Source organism: Planococcus faecalis, from assembly GCF_002009235.1.
GTDB classification, from domain to species: Bacteria; Bacillota; Bacilli; order Bacillales_A; family Planococcaceae; genus Planococcus; species Planococcus kocurii.
The window spans coordinates 1,699,803-1,724,297 of the sequence record NZ_CP019401.1 but is presented as its reverse complement, the minus strand read 5'-3'; the positions used below and the strand labels follow the sequence as shown (position 1 = coordinate 1,724,297).

The following is a 24,495-nucleotide window of genomic DNA, read 5'->3' as shown; positions in this document are numbered from 1 at the left end:
TGATAGTCTGGCACGCACATGAGTCCGTTTGTTTATGATTAAAACCCACCATAAACAAATCCTTGACCTGTAGCACCGAACACCAGAACTGATACAACGATTAATACATACACGGCAAAACGAGCAACTGCCGGGCGTTGCGATAGCCAGTTCCACGTTGAGGTATTGTTTCTTTCGATATAATGAAACAGTTGCATCACGATAAAGAAGAAGCTGAAAATTACTAAGTCGAGAAGTGAAAACATCTCAAACGCCGCAATGATTCCCGAAGGATTCCACGAACTTGGCGATAAGAAATGACGTGCATTTTCAAAAGCAGCTGAAACGGAAGTTGAACGGAAGAAAACGCGCGAAAAACACACGAGTAAAAAAGTGGTAAGAATTTTCATCCATTTATGCAACGACGGGCTTTGATCTAAGTAGACAAATGTCGCCACCTTCCCACGAAAATGTTTTGTGTGATCTCCAAAAGCGCGGTAAAACCCGTGAATCAATCCCCATAGCACAAATGTCCAAGCCGCTCCGTGCCAAACGCCACTTATTAAAAATGTAATGATGATAGCTACATAAATTTCGCTTCTTTTCTTTTTTCCTTTACATAAAGGCATAAAGATATAGTCTCTAAGCCATGTCGAAAGCGTGATATGCCATCTATTCCAAAAATCTCCGATTGACGTAGCAAAATGCGGTTGCTTAAAGTTTTCAGTAAGTCTAATCCCGAGCATTCGTGCGCAACCAATGGCAATGTCACTGAGTGCTGAAAAATCAGCGTATAATTGAACCGAGAATAGAATTGTTGCTAAAACAATTTGAGAACCGGTTGGGTCGGGACTATCGTAAACACTCGCAACAATTGGAGCGAGTCGATCTGCAATTAAGGTTTTCTTAAAAAATCCCCAAGCGATTCGCTTCATCCCGTAGCTTATATTGTCATAGGTTAAGGTTTGTTCAATTTTGAATTGAGGAAGCAATTTCTTCGCACGTTCAATAGGTCCCGCAACGAGTTGTGGGAAAAAGGCAAAATAGATGGAGAAATAGCCATAATGTCTTTCAGCTTTTTGCTTGCCTCTGGAGATATCTACAAGATAACTCACTGCTTGAAAAGTATAAAAAGAAATGGCTAATGGCAGGATAATTTCTTGATAGGGTATGGCGTAATTCCAATTCATATAGGTTGAAATGGCTCGAATAGAGTCATTTACAAAATTAAAATATTTAAACCAGCCGAGAAAAAACAGCAATACGCAAATACCAACCAGCATGGCTCTTTTCTTCTGTTGTTTGGTTTCCTGTTTTTCGATGACTATTCCCGTGAAATAAGTAAATAAAGTGCTGATCAGTAGTAAGACGATAAAGTAGCCACTCAGCGTAGCGTAAAAACTGTAACTTGCGGCTAGTAATAGAATCCATCTCCACTTGTGCGGAATTAAATAATACGTAAAAACGATACCTGTAAAAAATAACAAAAACTCAATCGATATAAAAGTCATCTAATCACCTGATCAAAAATAAACTTAAGATTTTACATAAAACAAGATAAACAAGTACTTTAACTACACTCAATTTCAGCTTTCAGTAGATAAGGTTTTGTCACATCTGATACATCTCCTGTTACGGGTTAAGGTGATCATAAATTATTTAGATGTAAGTAACTCGGAATAAAGGATCTTCCCAAAAGGGGTACGTGGGAATTCCTCAATTCTGATAATCTTAACGCCCCTTAAGTTTAATTTTTCCTTAATTTTTTTTTTAATGTGAAGCTGATCTTCTTTTAACGTGTAAACGATCAGTTGGTCATCTGTCCCCGCGCAGACACAGTCATGACCATGCTCAGTTAAAAGTCTTTCAACTTCATCTAAGCTGATGCGACTTCCGGCGACTTTAATCATTCGTTTGATTCGACCTGTGATATAGAAATAGCGGTCTTGATCATAGTAAGCCAAATCCCCTGTGTGCAATACCCCATGATTCTCATCTTTTTTCGATAAATCGACTAACGACTCGGCATAACCTAAAGAAACGTTGGCTCCTTTGTATACCAATTCGCCGATCTCATGATGCGCTGTAATGTTGTGGCCATTGTCATCTTGCAGCATCAGTTCGCCACCTGGTATGGCGATTCCAATGCTTCCGGCTTTAACCAGGTTTTTTTCGACCGGTAAATAGCTCATTCGTGCCGTTGCTTCTGTTTGCCCGTACATAGTAAAAAATTGAATCCCTTTTTGACTACACACATCTGAAAATTTAGCGAATAGCTCTGGACTTAATTTACCGCCTGCTTGCGTTAGTTTTTTCAAACTTGGAAGATCCATCTCTTCAAACTTCAGCCGATCGAGCATCTCATAGACAAAAGGAACGCCTCCAAAAGTTGTGGCTCCCTGCTCTTTGCATACTTCCCAAAACTCTTTTTTCATGATCGATGCATCCGTGACAATTATGGTCGCTCCACTAATGAAGTGACTGTTGATGATCGACAGGCCATAAGAGTAATTCATAGGAAGTGTGGTGATCGGTTTATCTTCTGCCTTAATATCAAGGTACTTCACGATCGATTCAGCGTTTTTGAAGATATTTTCATGACTTAAGCGTACAAACTTGGGGCTGCCAGTACTTCCTGAGGTCGTTAAAAGGAGCGCAAGATGTTCATCAAAATCATGTTGAATAGCTATCGAACATTTGAATAACGTGTAATTTCCAAACACAAAAGATTGTTCCAGTGTATTTAAGAGCTCTTGATTTTCACTACTCGCCCAAATGTACGCAGGTTTATAAAGCTCGATTAGCTTTTGCAACCGCTCTACCTGGATAGATGCATCTAACAAGACAGGGACAACATAACCTCTCATAAAGCCCACGTAGCCAAATAAAGACTCTTTGTTATTTGAAGATAAACAAAAAACAAGCGTTCTTTCACCTACATGACTGCAAATAGCGTCAGCAACCTCTACCATTTCAGCGTATGAGTATTGTCGCTCTGCATAGATAGCGGTGCGGTTGCCAAACTCCTCAAGCTTTTGGAACCTATTCATTTACAAAGTCTACTCCTAAACGATTCAAAAGCTTTTGTCCTGCCTTATACGAATCGAATTCTGTCATCCATTCAGCATCTATTGACACTTCAAAAACCTCTTCCATCGTTGAAATCAGAATCATATGTCCAAGTGAATCCCATTCTCTTGTTTTTCCTAATGCTAACTCTTCACTTACCTGGTCTTCTTCCAATTCCAACGCATCCATAAATGCACTTCTATATTTTTCGATATTTTTCATCATTTACACCCTTTCAATAGTTATGTCCACTAGCGCCTGCTTTAGCGGAACGTTGGCTTTTATAAACTGTTACTCCCTTTAACTCTTCCTAGGAAGTATCTTTCAATAATCTTATTGAAAATGATTCTCATAATCAATTATAAATATATGAAGAGAAAAGTCAATATCGTAATAACAGGTGGGTTTTTTATCTTTATAACTGAATTGTGCGTCTTTAATGTATCGAAATTTGCCTCTAATAACCATGGATTGGGTACTGTAAATCACCCGATTTAGGATGGCGTCAAAAAATAGGAATCTTTCTTGTTAGAATCAGGAAAAAATCCGACCGTTCAGTTATTCTAAGCAGAACAGTAAATGTCACATGCCTTTACATTTTTAACATATAATGAAAGTTAGGAGCGAATTTCATAAAAAAAATCATAACCGTATTTTCATCTCTCTTTTGATTATTGGAATAATCGTGGGTGCAGTTTATGTGTATAGCGAACATAAAGCAAATGAAATGGCTGCCTTTCATTACGCAAAAGATTTTATCGTAATTAACTATCACGAAAGCAACAACTTGTCTCACGGCGGGATTAGATATAATGATGGATATTTAGTTTCTATAGAAGACCATACAAGTGCCGTAATAGATTCTGGACGATAAAACACTTCAATAATGAAGACGGAAAATGGAAGGAGCGAAAGAATAATTGGGATTTTTGTAGGTTTTACTCTTCCGCTCTTCTTTTTCATGATCAAATGCGATATATATGTATGCAAAACACTTTTTTACAACTCGGCATTTATAAAAATGAAGGAGTGTGTACGTATGGAACTCGGAAAAGACTAGGTGAAGGTGATTCAAGAGAGGTGTCAAAGTGTTAAGGATCTGGGGGATCGAACCATCAATCAATTATCTCAGACGGATATACACTGGAGTTTAAACGAGGCTTCTAATAGCGTAGGAATTATCGTCAAGCATGTAAATGGAAACATGGTATTTAGAATCTTCTAGAAATCGTAATCAGGAATTTGTAGATGACATTCTCTCCATACAAGAATTGATCATCGTTTGGGGAAAAGGCTGGACTACATTGAGAAGTTTAGAAAGCCGGGATTCATTAAAAAGTATCACCATTCGTGGTGAATCGGAAACGTATTTACAGTCAGAGTTCAAGAAACACCATTCTTAATTTAACATAGCCAATAAAACGATCGGAGGAGCTCTTGATGTTATATGTACCGCTTATCATTGTTGTTGTGTTTATCGCTATGTTACTCATTAATTTTATCGTAGGATTTCTTTTACTCAATATTCGCGACAGAAATTACTGGGTGATATCAACTGTTATTAGTTTGGTGTTCACCTTAATCTTTGGAGCCGTTTTATCACCATGATGAATTACAAAAACCGGCTATTCATGAATAGCCGGTTTTTAACGTTAATTTACTTTTTTTCCACGACCCCAATATATTTCTCGTAACTGGAACTTCTGCAGTTTGCCGGTTGCAGTTTTAGGTAACGCTTCAACAAAGTCTACAGATTTTGGCACTTTGAAACGTGACATGTGTTCACGCGTATAATCCAGAATTTCTTGTTCGGTCGCTTGTGCTCCTTGATATAGCACAACAATAGCTTTTGGCACTTCTCCCCATTTTTCATCCGGCACAGCAATCACAGCCACTTCAGCAATGGCCGGATGCTTATACAAAACACCTTCAATTTCTGTAGAGGAAATGTTTTCGCCACCAGAAATGATCATGTCTTTCATGCGATCTTGAATTTCGATAAAGCCATCTGGATGCGTCACCGCCAAATCGCCTGTGTAAAACCAGCCATCGCGAATTGCTTCTGCTGTTTTTTCAGGATCTTTGTAATAGCCGGCCATCACGACGTTGCCCCGCGTGACGATTTCACCCAGTTCTTTGCCGTTCCATGCCACTTCCTCCCCATCTTCTTGGTTAACCACTTTGGTTTCTCCGTTAAAAGCGAGTTCAATTCCTTGGCGCGCTTTTATAGATGCTTGTTGTTCAGCGTCTAAATCGTTGAATTCATTTTTCCATTCACAGTACAAAATAAACGGTGACGTTTCTGTTAAGCCGTATACATGCATCATATTCAATCCCAGAATGCTTTGTGCTTTGGCAATTAACGCCGCTGCAGGTGGTGCGCCCGCAGTTCCCATGCGGATCGAGTGCCTTAACTGCAGTTCTTTTGCTTTAGGCTCATTGACGAGCATATTGACTACAGTAGGCGCCCCGCAAAGTGACGTAATGCCATGACTTTCAAATAAATCTAAAATTAGCGGTGGGTCTACTTTTCGTAAGCACACATGCGTCGCTCCCGCTGCAGTAATGGCCCAAACACCGCCCCAACCGTTTGTATGAAACATGGGCAAGGTATGCAAATACACATCATCAAATTTAATCTCCAAATGATGCAAAAAGTTTGCGGCATTCATGTAATTGGTACGATGCGTTTGCATTACGCCTTTAGGGCTAGAAGTTGTCCCACTCGTATAATTTAACGACAGCATTTGGTTTTCATCTAACTCAACGTAAGGCACTTTTGCACCCTCTGCTACATTGCTGATAAACGCTTCGTAATCTTCCCCTTTAATGGATGACTCGATTCCGTCTACAGCGACAACAATATATTTTTCAATCGGTAGCTCGTCTTGCACGTCTTCGAGCATTTTGCCAAACTCAGCATCGACAATCAGCATTTTTGCGTCACTATGTTTTAAAATATACGTTAAATCTTTTGTCGATAACCGGTAATTGAGTGGCACAATAACCGCTCCGAGTGGCGTAATGCCATAAAAGCATTCAAGCATCGCGTGATTATTCGGCAGCATAACCGCTACGTGGTCTTTATTGCCAATCCCTGCATGATGTAACGCGATAGAGAGTTGATCTACTCGTTTGCCAAACTCTTTGTATGTAAACTTCTTGTCGCCGTCAATTACCGCAACTTTCTCCGGATAGTATTTGACTGCACGTCGTTTCCAATCAAGTGGTGTTAACGTTGCCAGCATAATAGAACCCCTCTCGTGTGAAGATAGCTGAACTGTTATATAGCAAGTATAAATAGCCCCTTGAACTGTGTCAATACAGTTTTTGGAATCGTTCGATATTTCGGAGTAATGAAAAACCACAAGCTTTTGATCTGCTTGTGGTTTTGGTAAAAGTACTTTTATTAAATGCCCGTTTTCGCAAATGATTCGATACGTGTTCCAATAGCGTCACGAACCGTTTGGAACACAGCCCACTTTTCTTCTTCTGTTCCTTGTGCTTTTGCTGGGTCTTCAAAGCCCCAATGTTCGCGTCGAATATGACTAGGCGTCACCGGACATTTATCCGCTGCATCACCACATAAAGTTACGATAAAATCCGCACGATGGAGTAAATCTTCGTCAATAACATCTGATGTTTGAGTGGAAATATCTATTGCCACTTCATCCATTGCTTTCACAGCATTCGGATTCAACCCATGCGCTTCAATTCCAGCGCTGTAAACATCCCACTCTGCTGCTAAATGTTGTTTTGCCCAGCCTTCAGCCATTTGGCTTCGGCAAGAATTTCCGGTACATAAAAAGTAAATGGTTTTTTTCACAGTCAGTTCTCCTTTGCGACAAAATATCGCGAATTCATCCAATTTGTGCTTATTTAACAGCAATCTACTGGTTTTTCTTTAGCACGTAAATCTTGAAGGCGCACATCAGTATCCCCGATGTGACTTACTATACTTAGCAGTAAAGAAGCATGAACTGATTCATGATTCATAGAAGAAAATCGCCACTGTCCTCTTCTACTTTCTTTTACCAGTCCTACTTGTTTTAGCTTGCGTAAATGCTGACTAATGGCCGGCTGGCTCATACCAAACATCTCAACAAACTGACAGACACAATATTCATTCGTCTCCATCAATTTCATCATCATGAGGCGTGTTGGATCACTGACAGCCTTCAAGCAGGCTGTGACCTCAGCAGCCGTTTGTTTTGCTAACGTCTCCACTAAAACCCACTCCTTTGTAATTAGTGTATTACAATTTCGTTATATAAGTCAAAGCTTATAAACGTGTTCTTCAGATTAACAATGGGTTTCAGACTCCATAGCGATCAACTCAAAGTTTCAGGCACGCAAAGTGTTAAATTATGAATAATAAAATAACATTCCTCATGTAAATTATGAGTGAATGAATAAAATATGAATGACTAATTATTATATATATATATATATATTCATAATAGGCAACCGGCGAATGAGTGAATAACTTTTGAATGATATATTTTATTCAAAAAATAAAAATTCAACACTCATACAGACTCGCATATCTTGAATATTATATTACTCCTTCACAAACCACAAGTCTTCATTATTCACAAAAAATTCAACCGCATCACCAACCGCTATTGTGTCAGCTTGTTGACTTGAGACTGCACAGTCTACTAAATAATCACCTACTTGTATAGTAGCTGAATAAAACCCATGATTAAATCTAAGCCCATCGACCTTCCCAGTAAACTGAATGGCGTCTGAGGCCAAGTGAATGTTTTTTGTTGCAAGTTGCAGTACTTCTGGACGCAGAATCAAAAAACATGGGCCTACTTCCGTACTATTCACAGAGAATTCGATTCCATTATAGGCAGTTGAATAAAAACGTCCATCTGAAATTTTGCCTTCAATGATATTTTTTAATCCTAAAAACAAAGCGACTTTTGCGTTTTCAGGATGTTCATACAAGTCCTTGGCTTTGCCCACTTGAAGCAAAGTTCCCTCGCTCATAACACCAATTCGATCGGATAAATAGAAAGCTTCTTCCCGGTCATGCGTCACAAACAATACCGTCACTCGGAATTGTTGCTGAATCTGCAGGAGCAATTCTCTCATTTCTTCTCGCAGGCTCGGATCTAACGCACTAAACGGCTCATCCATTAACAACACGTGAGGATTAGCTACAAGAGCTCTCGCTAATGCCACTCGCTGTTGCTGGCCACCGCTAAGTTCGTTCGGAAAACGACTGCCATAACCGGCTAAGCCGACATGCGCTAACATGTTTCGTGCCTGGTCTAACCGAATCTTTTTACCAACTTTTTGCATTTTTAAACCGAACGCCACATTGTCTTCTACGGTCATATGAGGAAACAACAACGATTGTTGAAACACCATGGCAAACTTTCGTGCTTCTGATGGAACGGTCGTTAAATTGTTATCTCCTATCCAAATCTCCCCGTTATCTGCAGGCAATAACCCCGCTACTAACTTTAACAGCGTCGTCTTGCCACAACCGGAAGGACCCAGTAACGAAAAGAATTCCCCCTCATGGATTGTCAGTTGAATGGGTTGCAGGGAAAAGACCGACTCACTTTTCTGATGACTGTATGTGTAATGCTTTTCGATATTTACAATGTGCAAATCCCCCATCGTTACACTCCTTTAAATTTTCCCTGCAGTATTTTTCTTGTTTTGATAATAGCGCTTTAAGGCTAGGTCCATACCGAACAGCGTCAAAATGGCGACTCCTGCGAACAGTAAGGAATACGCAGATGCAACAGCTGGGTCACCTCCGCTTATAAACGGAAATAATAGAATGGGCAAGGTTACGACTTGCCCTGAACCGATAATGAACGTGATTAAGTATTGACTGAGTGAAATCAAGATACTCAAGCTCGCCCCTGCCGCAATGCCTGGCAATAAATGAGGAATCACCACAAAAGTAAAGCGAGAAACAGCTCCCGCACCCAGCATTCGCGCTTGATCTTCCCAGTCGGTTGATAAGGTATGATAGCTGATCATAATCGCGCGCACCATGTACGGTAAAGTCGGTGCAATATGCGCTAACACGACCCCCAAAATAGTCTCAGTCAATCCGAGCTGCAAAAACGTCAAATGAATGCCCATCACGGCGACAAAAGGTGGAATCACAATCGGCGCAAAAATAATTGCTTCGAAGAGCCACTTGCCGCGGAGCGGATAACGCACCAATGCATTTGCTGCAGGAACTGCCAACAGAACATTCACAGCTGTGACGATAAACGCAATCACTAGACTAACGCCGACCGCTTGCCAAGTACCAGAATTCCCATTAACCACATATTCCCACGCGCGAAGATTAACTGATTCTGGCACAATAGCGGGCCACTGCCATCCGAAAGAAACACTCGATAATAGTAAAGGAACAAAAGGCAGAACGATAAAAATGAACAATAGACTATATGCAATAGGCTTCATTAACGAGCAGGGCTTTTTCATCAATCCCACCCCTTTAAAACATTCCAGCGTTTACTGAAATAATAAACGACCAGTCCGAGTAAAACGGTTAACACAGCTAACACGATGTTGACGGCAAGCGCTTCTGGTCGATCAGCTAATGTGCCGCTGGTATAAAGTTGATACGAATACACCGGCAACACAGTAGGATATGTAACGCCTAGTAAAAATGGTATTTCAAATGCCGAAAAGGTGAAAACAAAGACGATAAACGTTGCAATAGTCCACGCTGGCAAGATAACCGGCAGGACAATTTCACGAATAAAATTCCAGTTGCTTGCTCCGAAAACACGAGCAACGTCGCGCCAAGACCTGTGAATACGCGACAGCACTGGATAAATCAGTAATGACACAAAAGGCGCTTCTTTCCATGCATAAGTCAAAATGATGCCCCAGCCAAACGAATCGTTTACCAGCACCGGGAATTCTGTTATGGCATCAATCATGCCAAGATTCGCAAAAATCCTCGAAATAAAGCCACTTTGCATAAACAACAACACGATAATATAACCACCCACGAGATGCGGAATCGTTAACGGCAATTGAAACAGACGGTGCCAAATTTGCGTACCACCAGAATTCGCTGATTTATTCAACATGAATAAAGAAATGGCAATGCCAGCACCTAATATTGCAGCTAAAAGTGAAGACAGCGTAGCAACACGTAGCGTCAATTCAAGTGATTCCCAAAACTCAGACGACCGCAGCAACGCAGTATAGGCGGTCAGTGTAAAGCGCGTTTCTCCGATTGCAGGAAAATAGCCGAAGCTTTTCAACAAGCCGTCAAAAAGTCCTCCAAAAAAAAGGAGGACAATGACACTGATGGCTGGCAGCAACAAAAGATAGGGTTTATTCTTTTGCCACATTTTCCATCCATCCTTTTTCGATAATTTCGATATAATCCGCTGACAGTTCTGGTATTTGATGTTCTTCCAACTCATCAAGTGACAATGTTGCCGCACCTAACTCGACATCGTTCATGGCTTGTTGCTGCTCAGCAGACAATTTATCTAAGTCGAGTGCTGTTAAATTGCCCCAGTTTTCAGGAGCCAATTTAGCAGTTTGAGCTTCAGGTGACATCATTTCATTGATGGCGACCATAGCCCCTGCTTTTGCAGAAGAATTAAATGGAATGGATAGAAAATGTGTATTAGCAAGTGTGCCTGCGTCTAACACGAATGTTCGTGTCGATTCAGGAAAACGCCCCTTCAATACTTCGCTCGCAGCAAGTATCGGATCGTAACTCATCGTCATCCCGATTTCGCCAGTTGCAAACAATTGATCTTGTTTGACTAAACTTTCTGGATACGTTTCGCCTTCACGCCACAAATACGGCTCAAGCGCGTTTAAGTAATCCCACATTGGCTCTAATTGAGTAGCTAAATCATCAATATCGGCAGCAGGTTTTTGGTATTGCTCATATCCGCCAGTCGTTTCGTATAACACGTGACGGACGAATGCACTTCCTGTGAAGTCAGGTAACGCAGGATACGTAAACTGTCCGGGATTAGCTTCTACCCACTGGGCCAGTTCTTCCATCGATTTCGGAGGATTTTCCGACTTATTTTTATCGTGAACAAAAACAAATTGTGCTTTGCCCCACGGTGCTTCTAATCCCTCTACAGGTTCACCAAAATCACTGGCAATATCAGGTGCATTTTGGTCGACATAATCATTAAAATTCGGCAATTGCCCACTAAATTCTTGCCACAACAAATCGTTGTCTTTAGCGGTTTTAAAGTTTTCGCCATTGATCCAAATAATGTCCATACTACCTGCGGTTTTAGCGGCTGATTTTTCATCAAGCAACTGATTGATGATGTCCTGTGAATCACTCATCGGTACACGATTCAACTCAACATTATGGTCTTTTTTCAAACGAGGAGCGACCCACTCGTCAAGGTAGCGATTGATGTTTTCGCTACCTCCCCACATGTAAATGTTGACTTTTTGTCCAGCGGCCAGTTCCGAAACTTGTTGCCAGTCGTCTACCAGTAAGTTATCCGCGTCTTCTGCATTACTAGTTGGATCTTGTTGAGCACATGCAGCTAAAGACAGAGCGAGTAGGCTAGAGGTCACCACTAAGTAGTTCTTCATGATTTTCACTTCCTAAATCCGTTGATGAATTTGTGGTTACTTATCGAGTAGCTGTTTTTTGTTCCAGCGATTTCGCAACGTAATCGGCACCACTGTCATAATAACAAAAACGACAACGGCGAGAATGATAATTTTCGGGTTTCCGCTAACAAAACTACTTCCTAAAAAATTGTAAGCGAAAGTGCCCGGAATGATACCAATAAAAGTAGCCAGAGCAAAGGAAGTGAAACGAACCTTTGCAAATGCGGCAACATAGCTAATCAAATCAAAATTAATGACTGGAATAAAACGAAATAGCAACACGTAAAAAAAGCCATTTTGTTCCATTTGAGATTGAATTTTTCTAACGTTTCCAGTCCAAGTTTTGCGAACTAGCTTGTTGCCTAGTGTTTTGGCAACATAAAATGACAGCATCGCGCCGAGTGTCGCGCCGATAATGGTATAAAGCGTTCCCAGCCAGGCGCCAAAGGCTAAGCCGCCGGCGATTGACAAGATCGATGCCGGAAAAAAGATCAATGGTCGAACTGTATAGATTAAGATATAGATCACTGGTGACCACAATCCAAATGACAGGATCCATTTACGGAGGTCATTGGCATCTACTTGAAATACAGAACGGCTAAGCCAAATCACCAGTCCCACTGCAACAGCAATCAGTAGCCACTTAGCTATTTGTAACGCTCTACTCTTACTCATGAGTTAAGGCGATGGGTCGAGATGCTATAGTAGCGATTTCTCATATCATCGTACCGTTTTCGGTTGACGCCCCAATCTGAGTAGCCTACACGTGAAGCAGATCGGAACTCAATTCGCTGAGTAGCATCGTTAAAGAAGAATTCAATATCATCTTTAAATTTAAGCGCTTTAGACGTAACAACAACGTAAACGTAATTTTCATCATTTTGTCGAATTTTTGCACCTTCATAACCTTTTAGCATACCGATCAAACTTTTTTTAGCATCATTTTTACTGCCGTTGTAAGGCCATGCTGGGACATACTTGTCTTTAGCAGTAGTTTGTGATGACACAGCATTGGGCGATGAAGGCATTTCTTTTAAGCGACCGTTTTCTACGCCGAGTTTCGGTTTAACATTGTTTTGAATGGCGATGTTCGCTAGGCCAATTCCTGCTACAGCCGCAGTACCATACATGGCCATTTTTTCGACTGATAATTCCCCATCTTTAGCTTTATTAAAAGTTTTAACGAGGGGTTGGTTCAATAAATTATCTACATAAACTTTCTTGCCGATTTTCACCAATACTTCACTATAAGTTGGGTACGGATGGATAACTCCTGATAATTTGCCCATATTAATTTTCAAGGTTTTAATGGTTTGGATTTGGCTAATGATTTCACCTGCACGGTCCCCCAAAATACTCGCGCCCAAAATATAGCCTTTTTTATCCAAAATAATTTTCACTTTGCCAATGCTATCTTTTTTCGTATTGGCACGGTCTAAATCCGCATACTGGTGTTCATAAACGCGAATTGAATCGCCGTATTTTTCACGCGCTTCTTCTTCAGATAAACCAGATCTGCCGAGTTCAGGATCTGTGTATGTACACCAAGTCACATGCTCGTAATCCATTTTTCGGTTAATCGGCAAAATGGCATTTTGAGTAGCGGTGATCCCTTGTGCGTTTGCCATATGGGATAATTGATAAGGACCCACAACATCCCCAATCGCATAAATCCCTTTAGTTGTTGTCTCTAAATGATCATCTACTTGAATTTTTTTGGAATCAAACTCAACGCCTGCTGTTTCCAGACCGTATCCTTTAACGTTTGCCTGACGACCAAGCGCAACAAGCAGTCCTTCACCAGAAACCGTCAGTTCGCTGCCATTTTTTTCGATTTTCAAGTCGATAATGTCGTCTTTTTGCTCAGCTCGCACAGCAGTCGCACCTGTATGAATGATGACACCTTCATCAATTAAACGCTGCTGAATCATCAATACTAATTCTTCTTCGTCTTTCGGCAAAATCCGTTCGAATTTTTCAACAAGCGTTACCTTAACACCTATTCGGTTTAACGCTTGACTCAGTTCAACTCCGATCGCTCCACCACCAAGAATAGTCATCGTTTTCGGGAACGATTTCTGTGTGAAAATGGTTTCATTCGTTAAATAAGACACGTTGTCCAATCCGTCTATTGGTGGCACCATTGGTGATGACCCTGTAGACAAGATGATTTTCTTTGCTTCGATCCGTTCACCGTCTACCTCCAATGTATGCGGTCCAACAAATTTGGCGTAGCTATTCATAAAGTCTATGCCCGATTGCTGCAATACTTCCGGAGATTCACCAGCATAAACTTTTTGGATAACTTCTTGAATGTCTGTTAACACGACTGAAGTATCCACTTGAAGACTTGGCGTGTACTTCTTGGCGTGATGAACTTCTTTTGCGATATTGATTAATGACTTACTCGGAATACACCCCGACCAAGTACATTCTCCGCCCGGTAGATTTTTATCGATTAGCACAACGCTTTTTGAGAACCCCGCTGCTGTAAATGCGGCCGTTAGTCCAGCTGCGCCAGCTCCAATTATTGCGATATCATAATTTTTAACCATCAATATCATTCCCTTTCTTTTCTGAATTAATTCTATCTTAACAATAAATACTTAAAACTTACTCTTAATTTCCCTCGGTCCTTTATACTTAGTCTTAAATCCAGTTCCTTTCAAATCCGAGTGGAATTACGGGTTAGAAACGGCTCTGTATTATATACTGAAACTATCTTGAAAATAAGAAGGTGCATTTGATGCTGGATACGCACGCACGGAAACACGTTCAGCCGACTGTTGAAAAGACGGCAGATTTATTACTTAAATTGGGTTTCACTGCGGATGGTGTAACAAAAATCGCCTTTATTGTGGGCATGTCTTCAGGCCTTTTTATTTATTTAGACCAGCCATTTTGGGCAGTTGTTGTTTTGTGGTTTTCTGGTTATTTGGATGTAGTCGATGGCACGATGGCCAGAAAAACCAAGCCGTCTGCCTGGGGGACATTGCTCGACATAAGCTTTGATCGTCTCGTAGAAATCAGTGTCATTTTAGGGCTTGCCTTCCGCTTTCCCGATTCCATGTGGGCATTGTTGTTGCTGAGTGCCTCTATTATTGTCGCCATGACTGTTTTTCTGACAGTTGGTGCATTGGCAGATAAAGAAGGAATGAAATCATTCTATTACCAGGCAGGACTAGCTGAAAGAACAGAAGGCTTTATACTCTTTACCCTAATGATTGTTTTTTCAACATACTTAACACCGATTGCCCTGATTTTTTTCGCGGTGCAGCTTGTTACGATAGGTCAACGCATGGCTGAAGCTAGGCGGATTTTGAAATAGGGAGAAGTGAAATGATATGAAAACTCTGATCTTAGTAGGAGGCGGCCATGCACATTTGCATTGTCTAGAACAGCTAAATAATGATCATTCGAAAAGTTGGCGCGTCTTGTTGATTTCTGCTTCTTCTTATCAGTATTATTCTGGCATGTTCTCAGGTTACGCAGAAGGTGTTTACAGCCTAGATGATATTCGAATTGATTTGAAAAAGCTGTGTGAAAAAATTGGTGCTTTGTTTGTAGAAGATGCCATTATCTCGATTGATCCAAAAGCGAAAACCTTAACTGGTGCAGACGATGCGATCTATTCGTATGACGCAGTATCGTTTGATATTGGATCCCAAACAGATGTCCCAGAGTCTATATCAGAACACGCCTTATCGATTAAACCCAACTACCGGTTCCCAGAACAACTCAAACACGTGCGCAATGCTGCTCACCCCGTGATTGTTGGAGGAGGGGCTTCTGGTGTTGAATTGGCCTTTTCTGTTCTTGCGTGGAGAAAGCAAGAACATTTACCGGCAAACATCGCCTTGTTTAGTTCAACTGCTTTGTTGATTGGACAAGGCAAACGGGCTTCGAAAAAAATTGAAGCGATCGCTACACAAAAAGCGTTGTCTTTTTTCTCAGGCGTGTCAATTAAATCGATTGATGACACCCGTGTTACCACCAGCACAAATCAACAGCATCCCCAATCAGCCGTTCTTTGGCTGACAGGACCCAAAAGTGCAGCTTTGTTCCGCACTTCCGGATTACCCACAGATACCAGTGGATTTCTATTAGTCAATGAGGCGTTGCAAAGCGTTCTGTACCCCGATATTTTTGGTGCCGGGGATTGCATCACAATCGCCCGCTATCCGACGCTTGCGAAAAATGGGGTATACGCTGTTCGGCAAGGTCCGATTCTTTGGAAGAACTTAACTAACCACTTCTCCAAAGACCAGCTGTTGCCATTTCATCCACAAAAAAAATTCATCGCAATCTTATCGACAGGCGAAGGCGAAGCATTTCTTTCTTATGGTAAGCAACTGCTACATGGCAAAATCCCTTGGAAGCTCAAGCAGCGCATCGACCGAAAGTTTATGAGGCGCTTTAAGGATCTTTATGAATAATCTTTTCTATTTCAAATAATTCAACAACATTTATAATTTTAAAAATAGAAGCGAAAAAAAGAGAAAAGAACAACCGGGCCGAATCCGTTTGTGTTTGGCTCTTTTTTCGATTAGTTAGCTAATTTCTTTTTTCTCTTGATGCTTTCTTGACAGTATCATTTGCATCCACAATCTATTCCATCGATTTTTTAGCTCATTCACTACCATTCCACCGTCCAAAAGATATTGCTAATAATTTTCCCTCTAGAAAACACCCCTCACTCTGTCCACCTGCATAACAACTGCCGTTGAACTTTAACTTAGCTTTTTGGACCCTTTGATATATTAAATATGGCCTAGCTGAAAGTGATGATTCATCTCGTTCTCTTTAATACCCTAAAGTATCAACAGCCAACATTTTTACTATAGACTCCAAGTCTGCTATGGTTGCCAGTCTAAAATCTATTTAGTTCTCCATCTTCTCCACTCTTCTTACATTCGTTAAATTGGATACCGTCAAGTTTTTATCAAAAATAATGCTAGTCAAGAAATAGTTTGAATGATGGCAGTACTACTGCTTACTAAGTCTTAGAATTTCTCAAAAGCTTACAGGCAAGCTGGATATTTAATAACTCATCGGGGTTTTGTAAATCTGTATTTAATAGTTCTGAAATCCTTTTTAATCGATAATGCAGCGTATTCAAATGAATATGCAATTCTTTTGCTGCTTGACCTGGAAATTGAATAAATTGTGTATAGGCTATTAGCGTTTTTAAAAGCTCTGCACTTTTTTTCCGATCATAGTCGATGACCGGTCCCAATGTCGAAATAATAAATGCTTCAATATCCTTGTCTTTATTAGATACGAGAAGTCGCTCGAAACCAAGTGATTGGTTGTCCATTACTTTATCTTTAACTCGAGAAGAGCGCATAAACGTTAATACTTTCAAAGAGTCTTCTATGGAATCCGGCAAACGATCGATTTGCGAAACGCACGGTCCAACAGCCAACTTGACAGTAGCATCTAGCTGTTGATGCGAAATAGCCACTTGCAAATCTTTTGCCATGCGCTTAACTTTTTCCAATAAGTCATGTTTTGTGGCTTTGTCCTTGATTGACAACAAAAAAATAAAAGACTGCTCTTTTGAAACGATTAAACTTCCTGGAAAACGTTGGTTTACTTCCATCTGAAACAAATGAGCGATTTCTCTTCTAGCCATAAGTGCTGCAAGTGTGTTACTATCCTCTTCCATTACGGCTTCTGCAGCGACTGGCAAAAATCGGAAACGCGTATCTAACCCTAAATCTTTAGCTCTTTTGATAAACGTATCACTTAACATTCCTTTTAAAAGGTCTTCCATTAATTCAGATTTAAAGCGGTGTTCCACTTCACGGAGTGCAGCGTTCCGGTTAATTTCGAGAGTGAGATACAGAATACTTTGCTGAATAAAGTACACGTCTGAATCGGAAAGCTGTTCATTCTGTTTGGTAGCTACTAGCAATTTGCCCAACAAGAAACGTCCACTTTGTATGAGGAATTCATGTTTATGAGTGTGTTTTTCTTGGTCTCCCATTTGCAAATCTTCACCATAAATTGTCAATATTGATAAAGGTTTCTGAATTTGATCTGCTAATTGTTCGAGCATTTGCATCAAACCGACACCATCACTCATTTTTATGAGAAGTTTTTGCTGATACTGGATAATTTGCTCGAATTGTTCATTTTTCTTTTTTACATCTTCGTGCAGACGAGCTTTGGCAAGTGCAATGGCTGCTTGACCTGCAATTGCCTGAAGTAAACGTAAATCTTTTTCTGTAAAAGTTCCATGTTCTGCAAACCCATTCAGCGTAATGACACCGATGCACGCATCATTTTCTGTAATTAAAGGAACACACATAGCCCGGTAAGCATAAGGACCTGTATGTTGAGCAATTGAAGTTGCAAGCAGTGCTTTATTTTGATCACTCATTGATTTCGTTCCGCCTGCAAGTTGAGAAGCAGAAGTGATTAAAACGGGTTCTCGCGTAGAAAAACATTTTCCAGTAAACGATTCATGTGAATCTAAGCAAATACCTTCTACATCACTTGTGAAATTGACATATGATAAACAGACAAGTTTCTGTATGCTTTCATCGTACAAAAAGAGCACGCCTCCATCAGCATCCGGAATTGCTTTGATCGCTTCTTTTAGAGTTAATTGAAACAATTCATTCATATTTAATGTAGAATTAACTGCTTCCGCCACTTTAATAAGCGCTTCCATCTGGGAAGGAGAAAAGTTTTTTTCAGGTATCTGGTTCATAGCAATCCTCTACTTTCTCTAGTTATGTAGTGAATTCTAGCTTATCACGATGACAAGAAAAAACAGACAGGGAAAAAGAAACTCTTTTTCCCTGTCTGTTTTAGATTAGAGGCTTATGGGACCGTTACAAAGTTTATTTTACAAGCTCATATTCAAATAAAATCGCAGCAAATGATTTGGCTGTATGGAGCATTGCCGTTTCGTCAAAATTAAACCGAGCGTGATGATGTGGATACACTCTGTCGTCTTCTGCTAATTGAGCGCCCGCGAAAATAAAAGAACCCGGTCTATGTTGTGTATAGTAGCAAAAGTCTTCACCGGGCATGACTGATGGGGTTTCGATCACCGCTTCAGCCCCAAGAATTCCCTCCATTGCACGTTTGGCTAATTGGGTTTCCTCAGAATGATTCCACAAAGCATCATAACCTTTTTCAATTGCGGTATCGGCTTCAGCCCCAAATGCTTTTGCCACTTGATTTGCGATTGTTGTTAATCTTTCAGTAGCGAGAGCGCGTATTTCCGGTTCATAAGAACGGATCGTCCCGGTCATGACCGCTGTAGTAGGAATGACATTATTGGCTTGGCCGCTGTTAATAGAGCCGACAGAAATAACGAGTTGCTTTAAAGGATTTGTATTACGGCTGACGACCGACTGAAGTGCTGTAACAATGTGTGACGCTGTGACAATGGGATCGATTGTTTCTTGCGGTATAGCACCGTGTCCACCTTTGCCGTTAACGGTAATGACAAAGGTATCAACCGCAGCTTGGATAAATCCTTCTTTGTAGTACATGGTTCCTGAAGGCATCGTACTTTGAAGGTGGCACCCATATACTGCGTCAACGCCTTCAAGGCAACCATCTGCAATCATCGCTTGTGCACCTCCTGGGTATTCTTCTTCACCAAATTGATGGATAAAGACGACATTGTTGTTCACTTGCTCAGGATTTTCAACTAAGCTTTTAGCAAAAACCATTAATGCCGCTGTATGACCATCGTGACCACAAGCATGCATAACACCAGGAATTGTCGACTTATAAGCGACATCTTTTTGATCTTGAATCGGCAAAGCATCAAAATCTGCACGGAAAGCAATGGTTTTTTGCGCATGAGCACCATTGAATTTAGCGACTACACCTCGCCCGCCAACACCGGTTCTGACTTCTAATCCTAAAGTTCGGTAGTACTCAGCAATGTATTTAGGTGTTTCGACTTCTTGATGAGAAAGTTCAGGATATTGATGAAGATGACGACGGATACTAACCATTTCAGAATATAGATTTTCTAATCGATCTGCTAACTTTTGGATTTTTTCATGTTGTATAGACGTTTTCTGAATATTAGTAGACATGGACAACTTCTCCTCCTTGATATACGGTTTCGACTGCACGAAAAGCAGAAAGCTTATCTTCTGGGTCTTCAGACAGGATAATAAAATCGGCTGTTTTGTCTTTCTCCAATGATCCCGTTTCGTTTTGAACAGTGAGAACGGAAGCGGCAGAAAAAGTTGCAGCAGTAATAATGTCACGAATAGACATCCCACCTTCATGCATCAACTCAAGTTCTTTAGCAAAGTCACCGTGCAAGTTAAACGGTGTACCAGCGTCTGTGCCCGCAGCAATTTTCACGCCAGCAGCTACAGCTTTTCGAAAACTTTCTTTGTGAACTTCGTAACAGTACCTAGCTTTTTTGACAGCGTGTGGTGGAATCGCTCCTGAATCTGCATTTTGCACAATATAATAAGGTGCTGCAAGAGTAGGAACTAATACGGTATTGTGTTTAATCATTAGTTCAATCGTTTCATCATCAAGAAAAATACCATGCTCAATCGTCGTAATTCCCGCACGCACAGCATTTTGAATGCCAATAGTCCCCTGAGCATGCGAAGCCGTTGTCTTACCAGCATGTAGCGCTTCTTCAACCGCTGCCCTCATTTCGCTTTCCGATAGCTGTGGAGAACCTGGATCGACTCCAGGTGTCATGACACCTCCAGTTGCCATTAACTTTAATACATCGGCACCCTGTTTCAAAGTTTGGCGTGCCATTTTACGGACTTCGTCTTCCCCATCAGCCTCAGAAGCGAGTGGATATCCGTGGCCACCTGTCATGACAATAGGTTGACCAGAGCCATAAACAGTAGGCCCTGTAACAATTCCGTTATTTACGGCATCCCGGTAGGCCAAATCAATGTGCCATTTAGATCCTAAATTGCGGACGCTGGTCACGCCTGATTGTAACTGTTTTTTTCCGTTAGCTTGATGACGATACGCAGAAGTCGCCTGACTATCAGTGGCAATTTGAGAAAATGGGTCAGCTATTCCGTCCATGCCAAGATGAATATGCATATCAAAGAATCCAGGTAAAATGGTTTTCCCTTGACCATCGATTACGGTTTCAGCTTCTTTATCAATGGCTTCTTCTCCAACCGCTATAATTTTATTTGCTTCAACAATGATAGCTGATTGAATGAGCTTGTCACCTCTACCTGTGTAAATCGTGACATTTTTTATCTTCAAAGACATTGAAATTCCTCCTTTAGTTTACGGTAAATAAATATTTCCTCCAGGACCGAGCGGCAAACCGAGTAAGAACCACACAGTGAATAAAATTAGCCAGAAAATCGCAAAGGCTATCGAATATGGCAACAAGGCTGCAAGTAAGGTACCAATCCCAATATTCTTATCGTATTTTTTTGCAAACGTCAATAAAATTGCAAAGTATGCAAGCATAGGCGTGATTGGATTCGTGATCGAATCGGCAATGCGATAGGCCACTTGAGTGACTGCAGGATCGTAGCCAAGCATCATGAACATGGGAACAAATATCGGTGCAAGTAATGCCCACTTAGCAGAAGCACTAGCAATTAGTAAATTAATTAGTGCTGCGATCATAATAAATCCAAGAATCAATGGTAGACCTTCAAAGCCAATGCCCTTCAAGAAACCTGCACCTTCAATCGCAATGATGGGTCCCAAATTGCTCATACCAAAAAACGCAATCATTTGAGCAGCTACGAAAGCCAGAACAATATAACCACCCATTCCAGACATGGCCTTTGTTAGGTGCTCAGCAACGTCTTTATCATTTTTCAGTACTTTCGATCCGAAACCATAGGCTAGGGCAGGGAGTAAAAATCCGAAAAGCATAATGGGTACAATCCCTGTCATAAATGGCGAAACAATAATGCCGCCGGTTTCTTGATTACGCAAAATACCGTTTTCTGGAAGTACTAAAAGCAAGATCACAACTGCATACAGTGCAAGCGCAATACCAGCCCACAACAAACCACGTTTTTCTGCAGTAGTTGTTTTTTCTAACTTATCGACTTTTCCTGTATATACCCCAAGTCGTGGCTCTGTAATTTTGGTCGTTACAAACATAGATACAGGAATGATGACAAAGGTCGAGGCAATCATAAAATACCAATTGATTGCCGGGTTCGCAACATAACTAGGATCAATTAAATTTGCTCCTGCTTGTGTAAATCCAGATAATAGTGGATCGAGCATGCTGACGATTAAATTAGCACTAAAAGCGCCGGTAACGGTTGCATAACCCGCGACCAGACCAGCGATTGGATTGCGGCCAAGTGCTGCAAAAATCATAGCGGCAATTGGAGGTAGCACAACTTGAGCGGCATCAGCAGCTGTATTTCCCAAAACGGCAATTAAAAGAATCGTTGGCAAAATCACTTTAGCCGGAGCGTTCAAAATCGTTGTTTTCATGAACGTCGTAACAAGTCCTGTCGATTCTGCAAGACCTACGCCTAACATGACCACTAACACCAAACCGAGTGGCGGAAAACCGGTAAAGTTTGGTACTAGTGTTTCAAAAATTGTACGAATACCATCACCATTCAACATATTGACAACTTGAATTTCTTCACCGGTACCTGGATGCGTAGATGTAATTCCTAGTGACGAAAAAATAGCAGATGCTACTAAGATAATGAGTGTAAAACTAGCGAAAAGAGTGACGGGATCCGGCATCTTATTGCCGTACACTTCTACTTTCGTTAGCATCTTTTGAAAAAAGCTTGGTTTTTCACTTTTTTGAAGCTTAGCGGTTGATTCTGCAGTTTTGTTCATCTTCTCACCCTCCAGTAGTTAGAATAGTTAAGATACTATTGATTTTCTCGCGATTACTATATAGATTTACATACGAACTATTGAATTATTATTTGTGGATAGTCACAAATAATGATTGGTTTTATAAGAGCTGAATCGGTAAACGGAGCTAAACGTAATTGAAAATCACAACTGTAAAATAGTTTATGCATAAAATGGACTGCCCTGTAAGTTTCTAACATAAAACAGACTGAGAATCCCGAAATCGGTGTGCAGTTTTCAAGGTGCCGAAGGTAATTTCTTTGAAACGACCGATTGTCCCTGATCGTCATGAACCCACTTGCTGCATCCATTTTGCGCCTGCCATGGAAAGCGGCCGTTGCAATCGACCTCTGCTTGTTCTGTCGCATGCAAAAAGGGCTGTCCCAGAAAGTCATTGTTCATGACCTTCTGGGACAGCCCCTTCAACTATTTATCCGTTTTAGAAAGCTTATCTTATATAGAGAGATGGATCTACAGCATTAGAACGTGAACCGTTCCAAGTTCCCACATGAACCTCAAAGTGTACATGGGTTCCTGTAGAACGACCGGTGCTGCCCATTCCTCCAATTTTTTCTCCTTGTGACACGGCTTGACCAGTTGAAACATTCATTGAACTCATATGACCATAAACGGTTGCATAGGTTTGTCCTTCGATTGAGTGTGTAAGAATCACAACTTTTCCATAGCCACCCATTACTCCGGAGTAAGAGACATATCCTGTTGCTGCGGCCACTATAGGCGTGCCAGTTTCATTGGCAATATCGTATCCTAAATGTGTTTCAGCTCCATCTCCAATATCGCGTCCGCCAAATCCTGATGTATGACGACCGTCTGCTGGGCTAATAAAAGGAGACCCCACAACTGGAGTTACCGGCAGTGTTGCTACAGGACTGGATGCGTTCGAAATCTTGTTTCCTGAGTCTTTTGCTGCTTTACGCTCTGCAGCTATACGAGCTTCTTCAGCTTTTCGCTGTCGTTTTTGCTCAGCTGCTAACTTCCGCTTACGCTCTTCTTCAGCTTTTCTTGCCAACTCGGCGAGTCGAGCTTGTTCATCAGCGATTTGTTGCTCTAATTCGGCACTAATTTCTATTTCTTCTTCGAATTGATCTTCAAGCTTCAACTTTGCTGCTGCCAACCGTTTCTGTTCTGCTGTTACCTCTTTTGCAAGTCCATTTTGTTTATTCTTTTGATCAGCAAGTGAATGATTCAATGCCAGAAGCTCTTTTTGAAGCTCTCTTTGTTGAGTCACCTTCGTTTCCACAATCGTTTGTTGTTTAGACAAAAGCGTTTTATCTGCTGTTTGCTGAAGCATGATTTCTCGGTCTGCTTCTAGTAACGTATTTACAGCAGAGATGCGATCGATAAAATCAATAAAACTATGAGCTCCTAGCAAAACATCTATATAATCTACCGAGCCGCCACTTAACTGGATTGCACGAGCACGTTCTTGTAACAGTTTATCTCGTTCTGCAATTTTCATTTCCAATTCTGCAATTGATTTTTTCAGCACATCAATTTCATTTTGGGTTTGGTCTATTTTTTCTTGTACATCAGCTATTTTAAATTCAACTTCTGTGATTTTATTGTCTAATTCTGTGATTTCCATCATAATTCCAGTTAACTTTGTTTGGTTTTCGTTAATTTCATTGGATTTTTTTTGAATACCCGAATTTAATTCACTCTTTTTTTGCTCAGTATCCTGCTGTTTTTTTTCAAGTTCACTCAACGGACTTGCGTCAGTTGTCGGCAAGCACAGCGTAATCGCCAGTGCAGATACTAGACCGGTTACGATCCACTTTGATTTTAGACTCAAGTTTTTGTTCCCCTTCCAATTACTCATTTTAAGCTAAGCAATTTAAGCCTTTTATTATATAATACAGGAAACTTATGGAGAATCTATTAAAATCAAAAAAATAGTTGCCATTCTTATCTTTGCTGAATCTTAAAGCTACTCTTTTCTTCTCATGCGCTTAAATCTTATAAAGATGTGGAATTCAACAGTGGTTAGCGTGTATAAAC

Annotated in this window: 21 protein-coding genes; 4 read left to right on the top strand and 17 right to left on the bottom strand. The window is 40.8% G+C overall.

Annotated elements, in window-relative coordinates:
- Positions 1-38: 38 nt before the first annotated feature.
- The 3 genes from AJGP001_RS08590 to AJGP001_RS08580 all read right to left on the bottom strand — a co-directional run bounded on the left by AJGP001_RS08590 (position 39) and on the right by AJGP001_RS08580 (position 3,270).
- Entirely contained in the window at positions 39-1,490 is a 1,452-nt protein-coding gene (locus tag AJGP001_RS08590; protein WP_071153884.1) for an MBOAT family O-acyltransferase, read from the bottom strand.
- Between the two features lie 144 nt (positions 1,491-1,634).
- Positions 1,635-3,029 (bottom strand): AMP-binding protein, encoded by a 1,395-nt coding sequence (locus tag AJGP001_RS08585; protein WP_078080404.1) that lies wholly within the window; start codon positions 3,027-3,029, stop codon positions 1,635-1,637.
- Positions 3,022-3,270 (bottom strand): hypothetical protein, encoded by a 249-nt coding sequence (locus AJGP001_RS08580; RefSeq protein ID WP_078080403.1) that lies wholly within the window; start codon positions 3,268-3,270, stop codon positions 3,022-3,024. The genes AJGP001_RS08585 and AJGP001_RS08580 overlap by 8 nt, the downstream gene beginning before the upstream one ends.
- A gap of 838 nt (positions 3,271-4,108) precedes the next feature.
- Between AJGP001_RS08580 and AJGP001_RS17705 the strand changes: the two genes are divergently transcribed.
- Positions 4,109-4,273, top strand: a complete 165-nt coding sequence (locus AJGP001_RS17705) for a DUF1572 family protein (protein ID WP_078080402.1) — start codon at positions 4,109-4,111, stop codon at positions 4,271-4,273.
- Positions 4,245-4,451 carry a DUF1572 family protein gene (locus AJGP001_RS17700; protein ID WP_078080401.1) on the top strand — a complete coding sequence of 69 codons (207 nt, stop codon included), beginning with the start codon at positions 4,245-4,247 and terminating at the stop codon, positions 4,449-4,451. Before AJGP001_RS17705 ends, AJGP001_RS17700 begins: the two co-directional genes overlap by 29 nt.
- 249 nt (positions 4,452-4,700) lie before the next feature.
- Here AJGP001_RS17700 and AJGP001_RS08565 read toward each other — a convergent pair whose 3' ends face one another.
- From AJGP001_RS08565 to AJGP001_RS08525, 9 genes are all read right to left on the bottom strand, one after another.
- Positions 4,701-6,296, bottom strand: a complete 1,596-nt coding sequence (locus AJGP001_RS08565) for a long-chain-fatty-acid--CoA ligase (RefSeq protein WP_078080400.1) — start codon at positions 6,294-6,296, stop codon at positions 4,701-4,703.
- A gap of 161 nt (positions 6,297-6,457) precedes the next feature.
- Complete coding sequence (arsC, locus tag AJGP001_RS08560; protein ID WP_078080399.1) at positions 6,458-6,874, bottom strand: arsenate reductase (thioredoxin); 417 nt, start codon at positions 6,872-6,874, stop codon at positions 6,458-6,460.
- Between the two features lie 53 nt (positions 6,875-6,927).
- Positions 6,928-7,275, bottom strand: a complete 348-nt coding sequence (locus AJGP001_RS08555) for an ArsR/SmtB family transcription factor (protein ID WP_058385378.1) — start codon at positions 7,273-7,275, stop codon at positions 6,928-6,930.
- 333 nt (positions 7,276-7,608) lie between these two features.
- Positions 7,609-8,685: an ABC transporter ATP-binding protein gene (locus tag AJGP001_RS08550; protein WP_078080398.1), complete on the bottom strand. Its 1,077-nt coding sequence runs from the start codon at positions 8,683-8,685 to the stop codon at positions 7,609-7,611.
- A gap of 12 nt (positions 8,686-8,697) precedes the next feature.
- Positions 8,698-9,513 carry an ABC transporter permease gene (locus AJGP001_RS08545; protein WP_078080397.1) on the bottom strand — a complete coding sequence of 272 codons (816 nt, stop codon included), beginning with the start codon at positions 9,511-9,513 and terminating at the stop codon, positions 8,698-8,700.
- On the bottom strand, positions 9,513-10,397 hold the full coding sequence (locus tag AJGP001_RS08540; protein ID WP_078080396.1) for an ABC transporter permease: 885 nt from the start codon (positions 10,395-10,397) through the stop codon (positions 9,513-9,515). Before AJGP001_RS08540 ends, AJGP001_RS08545 begins: the two co-directional genes overlap by 1 nt.
- Positions 10,381-11,628, bottom strand: a complete 1,248-nt coding sequence (locus AJGP001_RS08535) for an ABC transporter substrate-binding protein (RefSeq protein WP_078080395.1) — start codon at positions 11,626-11,628, stop codon at positions 10,381-10,383. Before AJGP001_RS08535 ends, AJGP001_RS08540 begins: the two co-directional genes overlap by 17 nt.
- A 36-nt stretch (positions 11,629-11,664) precedes the next feature.
- Positions 11,665-12,324, bottom strand: a complete 660-nt coding sequence (locus AJGP001_RS08530; protein WP_071153380.1) for a TVP38/TMEM64 family protein — start codon at positions 12,322-12,324, stop codon at positions 11,665-11,667.
- Complete coding sequence (locus AJGP001_RS08525; protein WP_078080394.1) at positions 12,321-14,204, bottom strand: FAD-dependent oxidoreductase; 1,884 nt, start codon at positions 14,202-14,204, stop codon at positions 12,321-12,323. The genes AJGP001_RS08530 and AJGP001_RS08525 overlap by 4 nt, the downstream gene beginning before the upstream one ends.
- A 191-nt stretch (positions 14,205-14,395) precedes the next feature.
- Here AJGP001_RS08525 and AJGP001_RS08520 point away from each other — a divergent pair, with 191 nt between their 5' ends.
- Positions 14,396-14,977, top strand: coding sequence for a CDP-alcohol phosphatidyltransferase family protein (locus AJGP001_RS08520; RefSeq protein WP_071153381.1), 582 nt, complete (start codon positions 14,396-14,398; stop codon positions 14,975-14,977).
- 16 nt (positions 14,978-14,993) lie between these two features.
- Positions 14,994-16,085, top strand: coding sequence for an FAD-dependent oxidoreductase (locus AJGP001_RS08515; RefSeq protein ID WP_071153382.1), 1,092 nt, complete (start codon positions 14,994-14,996; stop codon positions 16,083-16,085).
- Positions 16,086-16,645: 560 nt separating this feature from the next.
- Here AJGP001_RS08515 and AJGP001_RS08510 read toward each other — a convergent pair.
- The 5 genes from AJGP001_RS08510 to AJGP001_RS08485 form a co-directional block, all read right to left on the bottom strand.
- On the bottom strand, positions 16,646-18,367 hold the full coding sequence (locus tag AJGP001_RS08510) for a helix-turn-helix domain-containing protein (RefSeq protein WP_071153383.1): 1,722 nt from the start codon (positions 18,365-18,367) through the stop codon (positions 16,646-16,648).
- Between the two features lie 133 nt (positions 18,368-18,500).
- Complete coding sequence (locus tag AJGP001_RS08505) at positions 18,501-19,718, bottom strand: M20 metallopeptidase family protein (RefSeq protein ID WP_078080393.1); 1,218 nt, start codon at positions 19,716-19,718, stop codon at positions 18,501-18,503.
- Positions 19,708-20,889 (bottom strand): metal-dependent hydrolase family protein, encoded by a 1,182-nt coding sequence (locus AJGP001_RS08500; RefSeq protein ID WP_078080392.1) that lies wholly within the window; start codon positions 20,887-20,889, stop codon positions 19,708-19,710. The genes AJGP001_RS08505 and AJGP001_RS08500 overlap by 11 nt, the downstream gene beginning before the upstream one ends.
- A gap of 18 nt (positions 20,890-20,907) precedes the next feature.
- Complete coding sequence (locus AJGP001_RS08495) at positions 20,908-22,455, bottom strand: AbgT family transporter (protein WP_078080391.1); 1,548 nt, start codon at positions 22,453-22,455, stop codon at positions 20,908-20,910.
- Between the two features lie 469 nt (positions 22,456-22,924).
- On the bottom strand, positions 22,925-24,289 hold the full coding sequence (locus AJGP001_RS08485; RefSeq protein ID WP_078080390.1) for a murein hydrolase activator EnvC family protein: 1,365 nt from the start codon (positions 24,287-24,289) through the stop codon (positions 22,925-22,927).
- Positions 24,290-24,495: the final 206 nt, after the last annotated feature.